At 65.6% G+C, this 16,413-nt stretch carries 16 protein-coding genes; 6 read left to right on the top strand and 10 right to left on the bottom strand.

Annotated features, from left to right (window positions below):
- Positions 1 to 122: 122 nt before the first annotated feature.
- Genes NKJ34_RS15865 through NKJ34_RS02410 form a run of 5 tightly spaced genes read right to left on the bottom strand, consistent with a single transcriptional unit; the run spans position 123 to position 7,586 of the window.
- Entirely contained in the window at positions 123 to 2,102 is a 1,980-nt protein-coding gene (locus NKJ34_RS15865; RefSeq protein ID WP_253736663.1) for a molybdopterin oxidoreductase family protein, read from the bottom strand.
- Positions 2,099 to 2,854, bottom strand: coding sequence for a helical membrane plugin domain-containing protein (locus tag NKJ34_RS02425; protein WP_253736662.1), 756 nt, complete (start codon positions 2,852 to 2,854; stop codon positions 2,099 to 2,101). The genes NKJ34_RS15865 and NKJ34_RS02425 overlap by 4 nt, the downstream gene beginning before the upstream one ends.
- Positions 2,855 to 2,856: 2 nt before the next feature.
- Positions 2,857 to 5,217 carry a molybdopterin oxidoreductase family protein gene (locus NKJ34_RS02420; RefSeq protein ID WP_253736661.1) on the bottom strand — a complete coding sequence of 787 codons (2,361 nt, stop codon included), beginning with the start codon at positions 5,215 to 5,217 and terminating at the stop codon, positions 2,857 to 2,859.
- Positions 5,214 to 6,167, bottom strand: coding sequence for a 2Fe-2S iron-sulfur cluster-binding protein (locus NKJ34_RS02415; RefSeq protein ID WP_253736660.1), 954 nt, complete (start codon positions 6,165 to 6,167; stop codon positions 5,214 to 5,216). The genes NKJ34_RS02420 and NKJ34_RS02415 overlap by 4 nt, the downstream gene beginning before the upstream one ends.
- A 3-nt stretch (positions 6,168 to 6,170) precedes the next feature.
- The gene (locus NKJ34_RS02410) at positions 6,171 to 7,586 is read right to left on the bottom strand and encodes an NADH-ubiquinone oxidoreductase-F iron-sulfur binding region domain-containing protein (RefSeq protein WP_253736659.1); all 1,416 of its coding nucleotides are present in this window, start codon (positions 7,584 to 7,586) and stop codon (positions 6,171 to 6,173) included.
- 289 nt (positions 7,587 to 7,875) lie between these two features.
- Between NKJ34_RS02410 and NKJ34_RS02405 the strand changes: the two genes are divergently transcribed.
- From NKJ34_RS02405 to NKJ34_RS02395, 3 genes are read left to right on the top strand one after another with little or no spacing between them, the layout of a single operon-like run.
- Entirely contained in the window at positions 7,876 to 8,343 is a 468-nt protein-coding gene (locus NKJ34_RS02405) for an FKBP-type peptidyl-prolyl cis-trans isomerase (RefSeq protein ID WP_253736658.1), read from the top strand.
- A 49-nt stretch (positions 8,344 to 8,392) separates the two neighbouring features.
- Positions 8,393 to 8,665 (top strand): glutathione S-transferase N-terminal domain-containing protein, encoded by a 273-nt coding sequence (locus tag NKJ34_RS02400; protein ID WP_253736657.1) that lies wholly within the window; start codon positions 8,393 to 8,395, stop codon positions 8,663 to 8,665.
- Entirely contained in the window at positions 8,665 to 9,180 is a 516-nt protein-coding gene (locus NKJ34_RS02395; protein ID WP_253736656.1) for a peroxiredoxin family protein, read from the top strand. Before NKJ34_RS02400 ends, NKJ34_RS02395 begins: the two co-directional genes overlap by 1 nt.
- A gap of 1 nt (position 9,181) precedes the next feature.
- On the opposite strand, the gene NKJ34_RS02390 is transcribed toward NKJ34_RS02395, so the two are convergent.
- Positions 9,182 to 10,288, bottom strand: a complete 1,107-nt coding sequence (locus NKJ34_RS02390; protein WP_253736655.1) for a DUF7973 family transport facilitator — start codon at positions 10,286 to 10,288, stop codon at positions 9,182 to 9,184.
- Between the two features lie 248 nt (positions 10,289 to 10,536).
- A complete protein-coding gene (locus tag NKJ34_RS02385) occupies positions 10,537 to 11,232 on the bottom strand; it encodes an SOS response-associated peptidase (RefSeq protein WP_253736654.1) in 696 nt (231 codons plus the stop codon).
- 86 nt (positions 11,233 to 11,318) lie between these two features.
- On the opposite strand from NKJ34_RS02385, the gene NKJ34_RS02380 reads away from it, so the two are divergent.
- Positions 11,319 to 12,077 (top strand): ribonuclease H-like domain-containing protein, encoded by a 759-nt coding sequence (locus tag NKJ34_RS02380; RefSeq protein ID WP_253736653.1) that lies wholly within the window; start codon positions 11,319 to 11,321, stop codon positions 12,075 to 12,077.
- 14 nt (positions 12,078 to 12,091) lie between these two features.
- Here the strand turns inward: NKJ34_RS02380 and NKJ34_RS02375 are convergent, their stop codons facing one another.
- A complete protein-coding gene (locus NKJ34_RS02375) occupies positions 12,092 to 13,060 on the bottom strand; it encodes a polymer-forming cytoskeletal protein (RefSeq protein ID WP_321169440.1) in 969 nt (322 codons plus the stop codon).
- Between the two features lie 100 nt (positions 13,061 to 13,160).
- Between NKJ34_RS02375 and NKJ34_RS02370 the strand changes: the two genes are divergently transcribed.
- Both NKJ34_RS02370 and NKJ34_RS02365 read left to right on the top strand, forming a co-directional pair.
- Positions 13,161 to 13,364, top strand: coding sequence for a DUF5800 family protein (locus NKJ34_RS02370; protein WP_253736652.1), 204 nt, complete (start codon positions 13,161 to 13,163; stop codon positions 13,362 to 13,364).
- Positions 13,365 to 13,405: 41 nt separating this feature from the next.
- Entirely contained in the window at positions 13,406 to 14,587 is a 1,182-nt protein-coding gene (locus NKJ34_RS02365; RefSeq protein ID WP_253736651.1) for a redox-regulated ATPase YchF, read from the top strand.
- Here NKJ34_RS02365 and NKJ34_RS02360 read toward each other — a convergent pair whose 3' ends face one another.
- Entirely contained in the window at positions 14,588 to 15,109 is a 522-nt protein-coding gene (locus NKJ34_RS02360) for a hypothetical protein (protein WP_253736650.1), read from the bottom strand.
- A gap of 105 nt (positions 15,110 to 15,214) precedes the next feature.
- Complete coding sequence (locus tag NKJ34_RS02355) at positions 15,215 to 16,360, bottom strand: aminotransferase class V-fold PLP-dependent enzyme (RefSeq protein ID WP_253736649.1); 1,146 nt, start codon at positions 16,358 to 16,360, stop codon at positions 15,215 to 15,217.
- Between the last annotated feature and the right edge of the window lie 53 nt (positions 16,361 to 16,413).

Below are 16,413 nucleotides of genomic sequence, written 5' to 3'. Positions count from 1 at the left end.
ATATCGAGCGCGTCAGCCCGTCGACGGTCTCTGTACCCGGTTCGTGTTCAGTAGTCGTTAGTCCCGTTTCCGAGGGATCCAATTCGGTGCGTCTATTCTTGTGAGGTGATTCGGCCGCTCTTTCAGGGATCCGTTTCCTGGTACTCCGATGGTGGCCGGATACGCACAGTCGACGCCTCACATCGGAGCAACGGATCGGCGACCCCGGCCGGGAGGGAGACCGTGCCCTGCCGGATACGGTCAGTTATTTCGACCGTCGTTTCGATGGCGACCGACCCGTTCGAGACGACAACCTCGTCGGTCGACGCGACACGTCGATCGCTCGCATCGGCGGGGTGCATCCGCAACGGGTGGTCGGACGCGGTCCGGTCGGCAGGCCACTCGCTCGCTCGGCCGCCGGTCACCAACCGCAGTTGGCCCTCGGTCTCTGGGTCGACAGTGCTGTCTCCCGTCTCGGTGTCGTACTGAGCCCTGCCGAACGCCGCCCGTCCGTCCGGCGTGTCGAACGACTCGGTGTAGAGCGTGCTATCAGTCTCGCCCGGCCACTGCCGTCCCTCCGGTCCGATGTCATCGTACGTGATCCCCTCGTGGGTGGGTGCGACCCGCGTCAGTTCGTCGAACACCTCACCGACATCGGTGTAGTCGAACCAGTCTCGGTCTGTGAACAATCGACAACCCACCTCCCGCAGCACATCGAAATCGGCGCGAACCGTCTCCGGCGGTTCGCGGGTCGGTCGTGATAGCTGGATCCGGCGTTCGAGGTTCGTGAACGTCCCCTCCGTCTCGACACCCGCGGCGACAGGAAGTACGACGTCCGCGTGTCGAGTTGTCTCACTCGGGGAGATGTCCAGGACAACGAGGAGATCGAGGGCGGCGAGTCGGCGGCGAATCCACGCCGAATCACGTTTCGAGATCGCGGGGTTCTCACCGACGATGACCGCACCACGGATCTCCTCGCCGAACGCCGCCAGCAGTTCGCTGGCGTTCATGCCCGGAGCGGCGGGCGGTTCGATACCCCACACTTCGGCGACCCGCGTTCGCGCCGTTCCGTCGGTCACCGGCTGGTGGCCCGGGAGGCGATCGGGCACGCAGCCAGCGTCGGTCGCTCCCTGTTCGTTGACGAGCCCACGGAGCACGTACAGACCGGTGCCTCGGTGGCCAACGTTCCCGGTTAGTAACAGGAGATCGATCAGCGCCTCGGCCGCGTTCGGGTCGTCGACGTCGCCTTCGATCCCGGTCCCGACGAGCGCGGCGACACGGTCGGCCCCGGTGAGACGGCCGACCAACTGTCGGATCGTCTCGGGGTCGACGCCAGCCCTCGCCATCACACGATCTCGATCCATCCCGGCGAGCGACGCCGCGAAGGCGTCGTAGCCGCGTGTCCGTTCGCGTATAAACTCGTGGTCGACGTTCCCGTCTTCGATCAGGGCCGCACTCAGGAGGTCGAACACGAGGGCGTCGGTCCCCGGCCGCGGGGCCACGTGGTGGTCGGCCAGCCGCGTCGTCCGGTTGCCGACCGGGGCGACGTGGACGAGCGTCGTGCCGTGGGTGACCGCTGGGCGGACGAAACTATTGAATGCGATCGGCTGGCGTTCGGCCGGGTTCGCTCCCGCAACGACGAGCACGTCGGCGTCGTTGAGGGCGTCCAAGCTCCCGGTCGTCGCCGGCCAGCCGACCTGCTCGGAGAGGGCTCGTGCCGACGAGGAATGGCAGAGTCGGGCGCGGTTGTCGACGTTGTTCGTCCCCAGCGTCCGGGCGAGTTTCTGGAGGAGGTAGCTCTCCTCGTTCGAACAGTGTGGAGCCCCGAGGAAGGCGAGCGCGTTCGGGCCGTGTGTCTCGATGACGTCCTGGATTCCCTCGACGATACGCTCGTAGGCAGTCTCCCAAGCGACGACCGTCAGGTCGCTGTCCCGTCGGACCTGCGGCTCGGTGAGCCGATCGTCGCCGCCGAGCTGGTAGGCGTCGACCCCCTTCCGGCAGAGCCGGCCGTTGGGATTCGCGGGACCAGCCGCACCGCGAGCGCGGCCCTCCTCGCCAGGAACGAGTCGGCAGCCGACCGCACAGAGCGGACAGACCGATGGCGTCGGGTGGTGGTCGGTCACGGGATCGTTTGGCGGCCCCTGAGCCGACGACCCAGTGCGTGTAGCACTGCAAGGAGATAGCCGAGGCTGGCTCGCACGTCCCGACCCGTGAGCTGTCGGAGCCTCGCCTGAAGACTGACTGGCTCCGCCTCGCGTCGGGCCTCGCCGACCGCCCCGAGCACGTCGTTCAGCCCTCGTACGGCCTCCCTGTCGACATCGAGCGCCGAGAGCGTCACTGCGGTCTCGAGCAGCGCGTCGAGTTCACCGTTTTTCTGGAGTTCAGTGACGGCTTCGAGAGCCGCGACGAGTTCCGGCCCGCGCTCGGCGAGCACGGTCGACAGTCGGTCGATCTCGTCGGCCGACAACGAGTCGGTGAACGCCGTAGCGAGGGTGACGAGGTCGTCAAGATGGCCGTCCTGCTGGAGGGTGACAACCGTATCGAGTGACGCCGAGAGTTCGTCGGCGTTCTCGCCGAGCTCGGTCGCCAGCATGGCCGCGCCGTCGGTCGAGAGCCCGTCGGCGGCGGTGACGAGGTTCGCTGCCGAGTCGGTTATCTCGTCGAGTTCCTCTTCGTCGGCGCTGGCGATCACGAGGATCGCGGTTTCGAGCGCGTCTTCGACCTCGTCGCTGCTGTGTATGAGGGCTGCGAGCCGCTCGGCGTTCGCCGACAGTGCGTCGTCGACTGCGGCCTGTCCATCGCCCTCGCCGTCAGCGCCGTTCTTCCGTGCGCGGTTGGTGGCTGTCTCGGGGACGGACTCTGTTGGTTCGGCCATGGTCAGTCATCCCCCGCGGCTTCGAGGTCGGCAGCATCGATCGATTCGGCCGGGCCGTCGACCGGGCTGATGCGCACGGCCGTCATCTTGTACTCCGGGGTCGCCGCGATGGGGTCGAGATGCTCCTCGTCGGTCAGCCGGTTGACCGCGCTCTCGGCGAAGTGGATCGGGATGAAGACCGTCTCGGTGCCGATCCGATCCGTCACCTGCGCTGGGACGACGATCTCGCCGCGGCGCGATTCCACGCTGACTCGGTCGCCGTCCTCGATGTCGAACTCGGCGGCCGTCTCGGGATGGATCTCGACGAAGTCACTGGGCGTGTACTGCATGATCCCCGCCTCGCGGTGGGTCATCGTCCCCGTGTGGTACTGGTAGAGCACCCGGCCCGTCGTCAGCGACAGCGGGTACTCCTCGGTGGGTGTCTCGGCGGGTTCGCTGTAGCCGACCGCCTGGAGGTTCGCCTTCCCGTTGTCCGTGTTGAACTCGTCCTCGTAGAGGCGTTTGGTGCCGGGGTGGTCGTCGTCCCAGCAGGGCCACTGGAGGCCGCCTTCGGCCTCGATCCGCTCGTGGGTCATCCCGCCGTAGATCGGCGTCACCGAGTTCACTTCCTCCATGACTTCGGCCGTCGACTCGTAGTCCCAGTTCCAGTCCATTCTGTTGGCGAGGTCCTGGAGGATCTCCCAATCGGGCCGCGAATCGCCTTTCGGCTCCATGACCTGCTTGACCATCTGGACGGTGCGGTCGGTGTTGGTGAACGTCCCCGTCTTCTCGACGAAACTGCACGCCGGCAGGACGACATCGGCATACTGGGCCGTCTCGTTGACGAAGAGGTCCTGGACGACGAGGAAATCCAGATCTGCCAGCACCCGCTCGGCGTGATTAACGCCGGGTTCCGACAGCGCCGCGTTCTCGCCGATGATGTACATCCCGCGGATGTCGCCCCGGTCGGCTGCGAGGAACATCTGGGTCGTGTAGTAGCCGTACTCAGGGGAGATCTCGCAGTCCCAGGCGTCTTCGAATTTCGCTCGGAGTTCGTCATCGGCGATGTCCTGGTATCCCGGGAAGTTGTCGGGCAGCGGCCCCATGTCGCCGCCGCCACCCTGGACGTTGTTCTGGCCGCGGAACGGCGAGACGCCCGCGCCGGGCTTGCCGAGATTGCCGGTGATCGCCGCGAGGTTCGCCATCGCCAGCACGTTTTCGGTGCCGTGGGAGTGTTCGGTCAGCCCGAGCGTCCAGCCGAAGACGCAGGCATCGGCCGCCACAATCGTCTCGGCCGCCGAGACGATCTCCTCATGGGGGACGCCCGTGACTTCCTCGACGACTTCGGGCGTGAACTCCTGGACCGACTCCCTGACGGCCTCAAATCCGGTCTCCCGCTTGTCGACGCGCTCCTCGCGGTCGTCGGCCGCGTCGTGGTCGGGGGCCGTTTCGGGCTCGTAGCCAGTGACCCGCTGGCTGACGAACTCCTCGTCGTAGAGGTCGTTGTTGATGATGTGGCGGATGAGCCCGTTGATCCAGACCGCGTCGTATCCCGGATTGATCTGACTGTACTGGGTCGCATACTCGGCGATCTGGACCTCTCGTGGGTCGAAGACCAGCAGATCGGCCCCCTCGCGGACGTTCTGTTTGATACGTGTGGCCAGCACCGGGTGGGCTTCGGTCGTGTTCGACCCCGTCAGGAGGATGCAGTCCGCTATTTCGAGATCCCCGGTGCTGATCGACGCTGCGCCGTAGCCGTACGATTGGGCGAGGCCGGCAACCGTAGAGGAGTGACAGAGCCGGTTGCAGTTGTCGACGCTGTTGGTGCCCAGCACTTGCCGGGCGAACTTGCCCATCAGGTAGTTCTCTTCGTTCGTTGCCTTCGAGGAGGCGATTAGCGAGAGGGCGTCGGCACCGTGGTCCTCGCGGACGGCTTCGAGCCCCTCAACGACGCGTGAGTACGCTTCGTTCCACGTCGCTTCGCGGAACTCGCCGTTCTCGTCGCGGACCAGCGGGCTGGTCAGTCGGTCGTCGGAGTTGACGAAGTCGTAGCCGAACTTCCCCTTGACGCAGGTCGAAATCCCGTTGACCGGGGCGTCCTCTTCGGCGGTCGGTCGGGCCGCGAGGATCTCCTCGCCGTCGGAGTAGAGGTCGAACCGGCAGCCGACCGCACAGTAGCCGCAGGTCGTGTCCTGGACGGTCAACTCTTCGAGGCGCTTGTCGCCGATCGACTGGGCGATCTCGAACAGTTTGCCCTCCGAGAGCGTGTCGGCGGCCACGCCCTCCGAGACCTGTTCGACGTTTTTGAGGGCCTGCTGTTTGGCCCGCTGCATGTAGCCCGCGACGCCGTCCAGCTGGTCGTCGGTCGACTCGCGGTCGGTCATGGCCACTCACCCCCACCGGAGGCGTCGTCCCACACGTCCACGTCGACTGTCTCGCTGTCCGTGGTTCGGCTCTCGCTGTCGACTGTTTCTGTCTGTTCGTCTTGCTTTTTCGGTGTCATCGGAGCTTTGGCCTGTGTGCTGTGCTCGTAGGTTTTGCCGATGCTGTTCTTCTGGGTGAATCCGGGAAGCGGGATCGTCGTGGCGTCCTCGATGCCCTTCTCGACGAGCGCGCCGGTCGGACAGACGGTCACACAGTGACCACAGGAGACACAGGTCGACTCGTCCATCGTTTCGGCCCCGTTCTGGAAGCCGATCCGGGTGTCCTTCCCGGTGCCTTCGATCCGGAGGACGCCCTCGACCTGCACGTCGTTGCAGGACTCGACACACCGGTTACAGAGGATACACTTGTTGCGGTCGATCTGGATGAAGGGTGAGGAGTCGTCGAGCGGTTCGTACTCGTCGCGGTCGTCGAGGACGCCGTATCGGGGTTCTTCGACCTCGTTTTCGATCGAGGCGTCCTGCAGTTCACAGCGCCCGTTTTTCCCGCAGGTCGTACACCGGAGGTTGTGGTCCGAGAGGACGAGATCGAGGTTCACGTCGCGTGCCTCCGCGGCCTCGCGGGCGGCGGTTCGGACCGTCATCCCGTCTCGGGCCGGGAAGCTACAGGCCGGGACGATGCCGTACTCCTCGGTGTCGACCATACAGGTGCGACACTCGCTTCGGGGACCGATCTCTTGTCGGCCGTAGTGGCAGAGCGCAGGGACGTAGTCGTCGGTCTCGATCCGGTCGAGTGCGTCGAGCAGCGTCGACCCGGCGTCGAGAGCGACTTCGGTTCCGTCGACGGTCACTGTCGCAGCCGCCTCGCTCCCGACTGGTGGATCGGTTGCTGTTCCGGGGGCGATGCCTTCGGTCAGTGGCGGAATCTCCGCCTGTTGTTGGTCTGAACTCATGGGTTAGGCCTCCAGTGGATCGAGACAGCTGCCGGCCGGACAGTGGCCGTCGGCGTGGGCCTCGAACTCCGCTTCGAACTCGCTGAGTGCGGTTCGGACCGGTCGACCGGCTTGGACGCCGAACTCGCAGATGCTCGATGTCGACATCACGCGAACCAACTCGTCGATCTTCTCGGGCGCATAGCTCCCGTCGTAGATGTCTCGGAGGAGCCCCGCGAGCTGTGTGGTTCCCTCCCGACAAGGCACGCACCGTCCACAGTTCTCTTCGGCCGCGAAGGTGGCCGTTTTGCCGACGAACTCGACGAGACACCGGTCCTCGGCGAGGACGTGAACCGACCCCTCGGTGCCGAGATCGGCGGCCGCCAACGACTCTGGATCGACGGCCACATCGAGATCGCTCGTCAGCCCGCCGAACCGCCCGCCGACGCGGGCGGCCTTGAAGCGGCCGTTCAGGTCGACAGCGTCGAGCCCATCCGCGAGGGTGTCGTCCGCGGGCAGTTCGACTGTCGCTGTGGCGTCGACATCACCCGTGACAGTCAGCAGCCGGGTCCCCGGAAGCTCCCCCTCACGGAGTCCAACGGCGAGGTGCGCGAGGGTTCGGGGTGTGTGGATGAGCGTTGGCTGGCCGTGAAGGCCGACTTCCTCGGGCCCTGGCGGGCGGAGCCGAGCCTCCAGTCGGTGGTTGCCCTCGATCGCTTCGAGCGCCATCGTCGGTTCGGCGGCGCGGTACTCCGGGGGGCCGGTGACTACGTCGACGCCGACCGGGAGCTCCGGATAGTTCGCGGCGGCTTCACGCACCGTGTCGACGGCGCGGTCGTCCGCCGCAGACGCATAGACGATGACGCTGTCGGCCTCAACTGTGCGGGCGAGAGCAACGGCCCCGTCGAGCACCTCGAAGGGGGCGCTCTCCAACAGGAGGGTGTCGGCGGTGGTGCCGTGGCCGTTGACGACGACGACCGGGCTGCCAGCGGCCCCGCGGACGGTCTCCCACGTCTCGGCGAGCGGCGCGTCGTGACACAGATCACCCCAGCCGCGGCCGCGGAGGGACGCGCCGAGTTCGAGGACCGCCTCCGGATCGGGCGGTTCGAACCCGGCGGCGGCTTCGTAGTCCGCGGGGTTCGTTGGTCGACGCCATCCACACCCACCGAGAACGCTTCGAGCCCTCGTATCGAGTCCCGGAACCCCTGCGGTGGGGAGTCGAGTGGCGGTCGGCTCGTGGTCGACGACAGCCTCCGGCGTTTTTTTCGCCCGGTCGGCAGCATCATCCACATCCCCACCGGCAGCTTCGAGTGCGTCGATGATCGCCTCGACATCGGCGGGCGAACACTGGGTGTACAACGCCGTCTCGCCCGCCTGCGTCACCGTCACCAGTGGCTCGACCGCCGGGAGGCCCGTCGACCCGACTGCTGTGACAGTCACGCCTTGGTCGGCACCACGTTCCGGAACGCTCCGACGGAATCCGGACTCCGATACACGGATGACTGGTTTTTGATTTGGTATGATCGATGTCATACAGTGTGGATCTTACAGAACTATGGCTTTTAATCGTTATAAACAGTTGGACAGTGCGGGACTAAGTTATGATTTTGTGAAATTCATAGAACGCGGAATCCGTTGGATCGTGACCACCCGTCTCGGTCGTGGCTCAGCCCGCGCCGACCCGTGGCCGTATCCAATGGCTTTTCCGCCTGTCGCCCGGCAGACGAGTATGGCGATCACAACAGGTGACGACGTTACCTTCGAGTACACAGGTCGACTGGACGACGGCACGGTCTTCGATTCTTCCCGCGAATCGGTCGCCCAAGAGGCGGGCCTCGTCGAGACCCAACCGGACCGCGAGTACGCGCCGCTGACCGTCGAGGTCGGATCGGGTCAGGTCATCGAAGGGATGGAAGAGGGCCTGCTCGGGATGGACACGGGCGAGACCGAAACCATCGAAATCCCACCTGAAAAGGCCTACGGCGAGTGGACCGAAGAGCACGTCCAGGAGTTCGACACCGATGAACTGAGCGAGATGCTCGGCCAGCGACCCGAAGAGGGAGCGTTCCTCGAAGCCCAGAACGGCCAGCACGGCGAGATCGTCCACGTCGACGACGAGACCGTTCGGGTGGATTTCAACCCCGATCTCGCGGGCGAGACCCTCGAATTCGAGATCGAGATCGTCGACGTCAACTAACGCCGTAGGGCAGCGAAGTCCTTACTTACCTATCGACCGAACAATCCCCATGAGCGAAGCAACTGACGAGACTGCGCCGATCACGCTGTATCGGCTCCAAGCCTGTCCGTTCTGTGAGCGCGTCGTCCGCAAACTCGACGAGTACGATCTCGACTACCACTCGCGGTTCGTCGAACCGATGCACTCGGATCGCAACGCCGTCAAACGCGTTAGTGGTTCCCGAACCGTCCCGGCGATCGTCGACGAAACGACGGGCGTCACCATGTCCGAGAGCGCCAACATCGTCGAGTATCTCGAGACGACCTACGGGAGTGAGAACTGATGGATCTCGGCTTCGAGGTCGTCGACCTCCCCGAGAGCGACCACCCGACCGAGGGCGAGCAGGCCCCCGATTTCACCCGCCCGCTGGTGACGAGCGAACACTGGGAGGACGCGAGCCTCTCGGAACTCGCCGCCGAGAGTCCGGTGTTGCTCGTCTTCCATTCGATGGACGGCTCGTTCCCGGCGACCTACGCGTGGAACGAACTCACCGAACGGGCCTTCGAGGAGCACCACGACGTACAGGTCGTCGGCTGCTCGATCTCGACGCCGTACGAGCATATGACGCTGATCGACGACCGCGAGATGGACTATCCCCTGTTCAGTGACCCCCAGAACGGCGTCGCCGAGGCCTACGATATCGTCAATGACCTCGACGGGATGGCGGGGATCAGCGAAGCCCGACCCGCGGTGTTCCTCGTCGACGGCGACCTCACCGTCCAGTATGCGTGGGTCGCCGCGGAGTGGCCCGACTTCCCCGACTACGACGAGGTCGCCGAGGCAGTCGAGTCGCTCTAACTCAGATCGGAACCGGCACCCACCCCGCAGTCGGGAACACACCGACGATAGCCAACAGGGCGATCAGGAACGTCGTAGCGACAATGCTCGTGGCGGGCGGATCCCAGTGGGTGTCGCCATGGGCGTAGAAGATCCGCTCGGCGAGTTCGCCCAACAGCGCGCCCAGCAAGCCGAAAATCGCTCCCAAGACGACCGCTTCGAGCAGCAGTAACTCCGCCTGGACGACGGCGGGGTCGGCCTCCGCGAGCCCGATCCCGATGGAGGCCATCGGCGCGGTCGACGCCGGGAGCGTGATGTGATGGGTGACCGGGATCTTGAGCTGGAACGCGCCGAAGTCCTCCTCGATACCGAGGTTCAAAAACAGGAGGCTGGCAGCACTGATCCCGAAAGCGAGGTAGGGGCTGCCGGTCGCCCAGAAGGTAAAGCCGCCGAGGATCCCGAAGGCGACTCCGACGAGCCCGACGCCGCCCCAACTCCGGAACCACGGCAGCCACGGCTCGACGGCCAGTCGCTCGGCTGGCTCGCCGCCCGTCCCATCAGTCGCGTACATTTCGTCGCGGTCGAACGGCGAGAGGTCGAGGAGGCCGTCGCCACGGGCGGTACCGATGGCATCGTAGCCAAAGACGAGCCGGTGGGCGAGCGCCGAGAGGACGACCCCCATGGCGATCGGATCCCACGGCGCGGCGACGGTACTCGACAGGTAGAACACGACGTAGCCGAGCACGCCGAACAGGCCACCGACGACCAAGACATCGGTCCGCGCGCCGAAGGCGATCAGGATGTTCTTGGCGTCGTGGTACCCCCATCCGCCGCCGAACCCCGACTCCATGTACCCCTGTTTGGCGGCGTAAGCACTCGCGGCCGCGCCGCCGGCGAAGGCGATATGGGGGCCGAAAAACGCTCCGAAGGCGACCTGTCCGGTGATCCCCATCGTCCCGAGTCCCGCACCCTCGGGGAGCGAAACGATGCCAGCGACTCTGGCGGCCTCGCCGGCGATGACCATGATTCCGGTGAAGATGAACGCCGGGAGCGCGCCGATCGCGGCTCCGATCACCCCACCGGCAAACGCCGCGATGAGCATGCCGCCGATAAGCAACGGATCAACCATCGGGGCTCACCGCCCGTCGATCGGTCGACCGGTTCACCCGACAGGAGGGAACGTGAGAGGGGACAACTGCGGATCTGTGAGCGTGCATCATGCGTGTTCACCAGTGGTTACACTGTGTCAATAGCTACCTATCCACATCCACGGGCACGCTATTGGCAGTTATTGTAGAGTAGTTGCCGGACACCGCACAGGCGGCTGTCGACACGACCGTACTACAGTCCAGGTACGCTACGGTGGGGACGATCCAGCTACGTCGAGATGGGGTCGACCAGCGACGGGTCGTCGTTGGTGGGGCTGTTGACGCGCTCGGAGACCGGATACCGGGTGAGTTCGTCGTCCGGGTAGGGTTCCAGCAGGTCGACCACCGCCTCGGGGTCGCCGTGGAGCCAGTCGGCCTCGCAGTCGGGCGGTAGCATGACGGCCATGCGGTGATGGAGCTCAGAAATCAGATCGTTCGGCTCGGTCGTGATGATGGTGAACGTCTCAAGCGTCGACGAGTCCTCGTTCGCGCCGCCGCTACCGAACTCCGCGAGCCCGGTCTGTCGGGTCGGTTCTTCCCACCGCTCCCAGAGGCCGGCGACCGCAAACGGGCGGTCGTCCTCGAAGGCCACGCGATAGGGTCGCTTGCCGTCGCCACGGTCGGCCCACTCGTAGAAGCCGTCGACGGGGACCAGACACCGCCGGGACTCGTAGGCGTCGGCGAAACTGCGCTTCCGGTCGACGGTTTCGGCACGGGCGTTGATCAGTCCCTGCTCTTCGTCGGCCCACGCGGGCGTCAGCCCCCATTTGAAAAACTGCATCCGGTCGGGGTCCTCGCCCGTGATGACCGGGAGTTCCTGGCCGGGCGCGCAGTTGTAGCGCCTCTCCAGCGGGCGGTCAGGCTCGGCGTCGAAGCGCTCGCGGAGGCGCTTGGGATCGGTGTAGAGCGTATAACGGCCGCACATATCTCGGATGACGAGCGACAGGCGCTTAGAGGCAGCGACTCCCGCGAGACGTGAGCTTTAGGGTGGTTCGCTCCCCTCGCTTCGGTATGCGAATCGAGAACAGTTTCATCCCCGTCAGCGGGGTCGGGGAGACGACCGAACGGGAGCTGTGGGCTCAGGGGTCGACCGACTGGGACTGCTTTGAGGCCTCGCAGGTCGGCCCGAAGACGGCCGACAACATCGAGTCGTTCATCGAGACCGCCCGCCGACGGCTCGATGCCGGGGATGCGGCCTACTTCGACGAGGTGTTCCCGAGCAGCGAGCGGTGGCGGCTCTACGAGAACTTTCGGGACGAGGCCTGCTTCTTCGATATCGAGACCACGGGCCTGAATCAGGAGTACAACAAGGTCACGACCGTCAGCTACCATCAGGCCGGTGAGACGACGACGCTCGTCCGCGGCGACGACCTGACCGCCGACACGGTCCAGCGGGCCGTCGACGACGCCAGCCTGCTTGTGAGTTTCAATGGCATTCGCTTCGATCAGCCGTTCTTGGAAACCTCCTTCGGGATCGACGTCGACTGTCCGCATCTCGATCTCATGTACCCCTGCAAAACGCTCGATCTGTCGGGCGGGCTCAAGACGATCGAACAGGAGATCGGGCTCGAACGCGATCGGCCCGATATCTCCGGACAGGACGCGGTCCGGCTCTGGAAGGAACACGAGGCCGGCGTCGACGGTGCACTCGACACGCTGATTTCCTACAACCGTGAGGACGCAGTCAACCTCAAAACGCTGGCCGAGACCGTCACCGACCGGCTCCACCAGCAGGTCTTCGAGCAGGCCTGCCAGCGAGCCATCGAGTAGCACTGCCCGGCGAGCTAGGTTGAGTCCGTTGCGGACTGTTCGGCCGACTCGGTCGACGTCTCGTCGCCCGCGGATTGTTCGGTCGACGTCTCGTCGCTCGGGGAGGCGGCCGGCTCTTCGTCGTAGGCTGGCTCCGAGGCCGTGTCGGCCCGCCTGACGAGTTTCATATCCCCTTTCGCCCGGAGCGCGCCGTCGACGTCCGCGCCCTCGTGGACGACGAGCTCCTGACAGGCGACATCGCCCCGGACTTCACAGCCCGCCTGTAAGGTGACCGTCCCGTTTCTGGTGGTGACGTCACCGATGACGACCGTCCCGGAGCCGACCTCGATGTCCTCACGGGCCCGCAAGCTCCCGAATATCGTGGTGTCGGCTCCGACGACGATCGATTCCGCGCGGATGTTGCCGTGGAGCCGACAGTCGTCGCCAATCGTCGCCGGCGTCGACACGCGCCACGCGTCGTCGGAAAGCTCCGCGCCGCGGGGGATCACCAGCGGCGGCCGGTGTTCGGCGTCGGCGTCGGTCAGCGCACTGGCGAACTCCTCGGCCCCCTTTTCGTCGCCGAACCGAAGGAACTGCGAGAGCACAATGAAGTAAAACACGAGCGCGGGCACCGGGTTCCGGGTGTGGATCCAGCCGTTGGTCTCGAACCCCTCGTCGATCTCGACGTCGTCGCCGATGTCCAAGTCCCCGGAGACGAGCAGTTGGCCGCCGATGTGGACTCGGGCCCCGATGTAGGCGTCCGCACCGACCAGCACGCTGCCGTCGACCGCACAGAGCATATCGAGCCGGCAGTCGTTGTCGACTTCGAGGTGGCGGCCGAAGTCGACGCGTTCGCCGGCGGCGATAGTGCGGCTGCGGACCCCGAACTCGATGCGGCTGTTGGACCCGACCAACACGTCGCTGTCGGTGACGATGTCGTGTTCCTCGACAGTGGTTTCGTCGGGAATCGACAACTCGTCGAGCGGGTCCCCGGGAGATGACACAGACCGAATCAGTACGCGGGAACTAATAAACGGTCCGTAAGACGGGTGGCACACGCCACGACCTCGTCGACCTTTTGAGCCTCTGGGTCGAAACCCAGCTATGACCGCACTTTCCTTCGACGAAACCGGCGTCGACGTCGTCTACGAGGGCACCGAGTTCCGCCTCGAAAAGCAGTTGATCGAGGAAGCGACCCAAAAATCCTACCAGAACGTGACCGACCACGAGGTCCTGAAAATCATCGAAGAGAACCCCGAGCTGTCGGGCGAGCCAGCCCGGATCGGCGACATCCTCCGGACGGCCTAGGGACCGAAAGGCAGTTCCACCCCACCGCCGAACGCCGTGGTATGCTCTCGCTTGCGCTCGCGGGGAAACCCAACGCGGGCAAGTCGACCTTCTACACGGCCGCCACGCTGGCCGACGTCGACGTCGCCAACTACCCGTTTACGACCGTCGACCCCAACCGCGGAGTCGCCACCGTCCGCACGGAGTGTCCCTGTCTCGAACTCGACGAGCGGTGCGGCAACGACCGCTGCCGTGATGGCACGCGCTACGTCCCCATCGAACTGCTCGATGTCGCCGGGCTCGTCCCCGGTGCCCACGAGGGACGGGGCCTCGGCAACCAGTTCCTCGACGAACTCACCAACGCCGACGCCATTCTCAACGTCCTCGATGCCTCCGGCAGCACCAACGCCGAGGGCGAACCCGTCGAGGTAGGCAGCCACGATCCCGTCGAGGACGTGGAGTTCATCGAGGAAGAGATGAACCAGTGGCTGACCGGGATCATCGACCGCAACTGGGAGTCCGTCGAACGCAAGTCCCGCTCGCCGGAGTTCGACATCAACGACGCCCTGACGGACCTCATGACCGGCTTCGGCGCAACCACGGCCGATGTGGCGGCCTGTCTCCGCGCGCTCGACTACCCCGAGGACCCGATCCAGTGGACCGACGCCGACCGGGAGGCGCTGGCCAGCGAGGTCCGGGCCCGAACCAAGCCGATCATTCTCGTCGCTAACAAGGCCGACATTGCCGACGAAGAGACGTTCCAGCGGCTCGAAGACGCTGCCGAGATCGTCATTCCCGCGACGGCTGACGGCGAACTCGCGCTCCGGCGTGGGGTCGAAGCCGGCGTGGTCGACTACAAACCGGGCGACGCCGAGTTCGAGATCACCGGTGACCTCAGCGACAGTCAGCAGGCCGGTCTCGAACGGATCCGCGAGGTGATGGCCGAATACGGCGGGACGGGCGTCCAGTCCGCACTGAACGCCGCCGTCTACGACCTGTTGGACCACCTCACCGCCTACCCGGTCCAAAACGAGACGAAATGGACCGACGGACAGGGCAACGTGCTGCCGGACGCCTTTCTGCTGCCCGAGGGGTCGACGCCGACCGATCTCGCGGCGGCGGTTCACACCGACATCGCCGAGGGGTATCTCCACGCGGTCAACGGCAAGACGAAGCGCCGGATTAGCGACGACTACGAACTCGACGACGGCGACGTGATCAAGATCGTCAGTACGGCCAGCTGATCAGATGAAGACGGCATAGAGGATCGCGTGCGGGACCACCACCAGCAGGAACGCGAGGGCGGCGGCAGCTGGGGAGTAGTACCACAGCCCCGAGAAGTCGCCGGTGGGGGTACCCAGATGGAGATTGCTCCCGAGATCCGCAAACAGGTGGTAGGCGACCAACATCGCCGAAAACAGGATCGCCGACTGGGCCACGATGACGGCTCCGCTGGCGACGCCGAGGCCAGCGAGTCCGACGACCGCGAGCGTCTGGGTGAGTTCGCCCGCCGCGAGATACGCTGGCAGCCGACCTAGCTCGGGGTCGTGGTCGTGGTAGGCCGCCAAGTACGCCTCGAAGGTCGCAGGGGAAACCCACTGGTCGCCGTCCCTGAGGCCGATGTGCGGCGGCAGGTTCGCAACGATCGGCCGGATCTCCGCGGCGGGAATCCCGACGACCCACCGGCCCACGGCGTAGTGGCCGAATTTGTGTGCGGCGAGAACGACCGCACTGACGCCGAAGAAGATCGCGAGCCGTGTGAACATGCCAACCTTAGGCGTCTCCGCTGTCGTCCCACTCGGTGCCGGCGGCGATCACGTCGACGAAACGGCTCGCGTCAGTCATACCACCCCCTCTCGGTTCCACCGGCATTAATCTCGGCATTCCGACCGGTCGACCGCGCCACAGTCCACAAGCGCCGCCAGCAGAGCGTCGACCTCCGACTCGGTATTGAAGGCGTGGACCGACGCTCGGATCGTGTCGGGTTCGGGGAGCGACCGAATCCGGATTTCCTCGGCGGCGAGCGCCTCAACGACCGCCTCGGGGTTGTCGACGTCGATCGTCACGAGCCCGGATTCGAACCGGGCGGGACTCAAAAGCTGTTCGTCCGGAACGCCCGCTTTTAAGCGGTCGGTGAGCCGTTCGATCCGGGCTTCGACCGCATCCATTCCGACCGATTCCAAGAGATCGATTGCCGCGGCCATCCCGACGTGTGGCGCGGGCGAGGCTGTCCCGCGTTCGAACTTCTGGGCAGACGGTTTGAGCGTGTATTCTTCGGCATCCGGATCCTTGACGCTCCCGTAACAGACCTGTGCCGGATGGAGATCCTCGCCAGACCCCTCCCGAACGTAGAGGTAGCCCGATCCCCACGGGCCGAGCAGCCATTTGTGACCCGATCCGGCGACGTAGTCGGCACCCCACGCGTCGAGATCCATCGGGGTTTGGCCGGCCGACTGGACCGCGTCGACCAACACCTCACACCCGGCGTCGTGGGCGACGTCGACCAACTCCGCGACCGGGAGCCGCGTGCCGTAGTTCCAAGATATCGAACTAAAACAGACGAGCCGGGCGTCCGCAACCGCCTCGGCGTACGCCTCACGGTCGATCCGGCCGGCGGTGGTTTCGAGGACCCGCACCTCGACGCCGTGTTTCCGGGCCGCCCGTTGCCACGGTAGGACGCCAGCGGGGTGTTCGAGGTCGGTGCGGACGATCACGTCATCGGACTGCCAGTCGACCGCCGCCGCCAGCGCGCTGATCGCGTCGCTGGTCGACTCGGTGAGGGCGATCTCGGAGGAATCCGCACCGAGATGCGTCGCGATCGTCTCGCGGCTGTCGGCCCGTGCCTCCCGGGCGGCGGTGTACATCCCCTCGGCCGCAGGGGCGACGGCTTTGTGATGGGTGAGACAGTCGGTCGCGGCATCGAGCACCGGCTGCGGGCTCGGCCCGCTCGCGCCCGTGTTGAAAAACGTCGTCTCGTCGAGCGCCGGAATCGACGCCCGGAGGTCGCGGAGAGTCATGGACTCACATTGGCGTCGACCCGGTAAATCCTTCTGCCGAACCGGGAGTAGCC

Source organism: Halohasta salina (genome assembly GCF_024178165.1).
Lineage (GTDB): Archaea > Halobacteriota > Halobacteria > Halobacteriales > Haloferacaceae > Halohasta > Halohasta salina.
This window is presented reverse-complemented; position numbering and strand designations above follow the sequence as displayed.

Coding starts and splice junctions, on each gene's coding strand:
- NKJ34_RS02425 (WP_253736662.1), bottom strand. CDS start 2,854: ATGGCCGAACCAACAGAGTCCGTCCCCGAGACAGCCACCAACCGCGCA.
- NKJ34_RS02420 (WP_253736661.1), bottom strand. CDS start 5,217: ATGACCGACCGCGAGTCGACCGACGACCAGCTGGACGGCGTCGCGGGC.
- NKJ34_RS02415 (WP_253736660.1), bottom strand. CDS start 6,167: ATGAGTTCAGACCAACAACAGGCGGAGATTCCGCCACTGACCGAAGGC.
- NKJ34_RS02405 (WP_253736658.1), top strand. CDS start 7,876: ATGGCGATCACAACAGGTGACGACGTTACCTTCGAGTACACAGGTCGA.
- NKJ34_RS02400 (WP_253736657.1), top strand. CDS start 8,393: ATGAGCGAAGCAACTGACGAGACTGCGCCGATCACGCTGTATCGGCTC.
- NKJ34_RS02395 (WP_253736656.1), top strand. CDS start 8,665: ATGGATCTCGGCTTCGAGGTCGTCGACCTCCCCGAGAGCGACCACCCG.
- NKJ34_RS02390 (WP_253736655.1), bottom strand. CDS start 10,288: ATGGTTGATCCGTTGCTTATCGGCGGCATGCTCATCGCGGCGTTTGCC.
- NKJ34_RS02385 (WP_253736654.1), bottom strand. CDS start 11,232: ATGTGCGGCCGTTATACGCTCTACACCGATCCCAAGCGCCTCCGCGAG.
- NKJ34_RS02380 (WP_253736653.1), top strand. CDS start 11,319: ATGCGAATCGAGAACAGTTTCATCCCCGTCAGCGGGGTCGGGGAGACG.
- NKJ34_RS02370 (WP_253736652.1), top strand. CDS start 13,161: ATGACCGCACTTTCCTTCGACGAAACCGGCGTCGACGTCGTCTACGAG.
- NKJ34_RS02365 (WP_253736651.1), top strand. CDS start 13,406: ATGCTCTCGCTTGCGCTCGCGGGGAAACCCAACGCGGGCAAGTCGACC.
- NKJ34_RS02360 (WP_253736650.1), bottom strand. CDS start 15,109: ATGTTCACACGGCTCGCGATCTTCTTCGGCGTCAGTGCGGTCGTTCTC.
- NKJ34_RS02355 (WP_253736649.1), bottom strand. CDS start 16,360: ATGACTCTCCGCGACCTCCGGGCGTCGATTCCGGCGCTCGACGAGACG.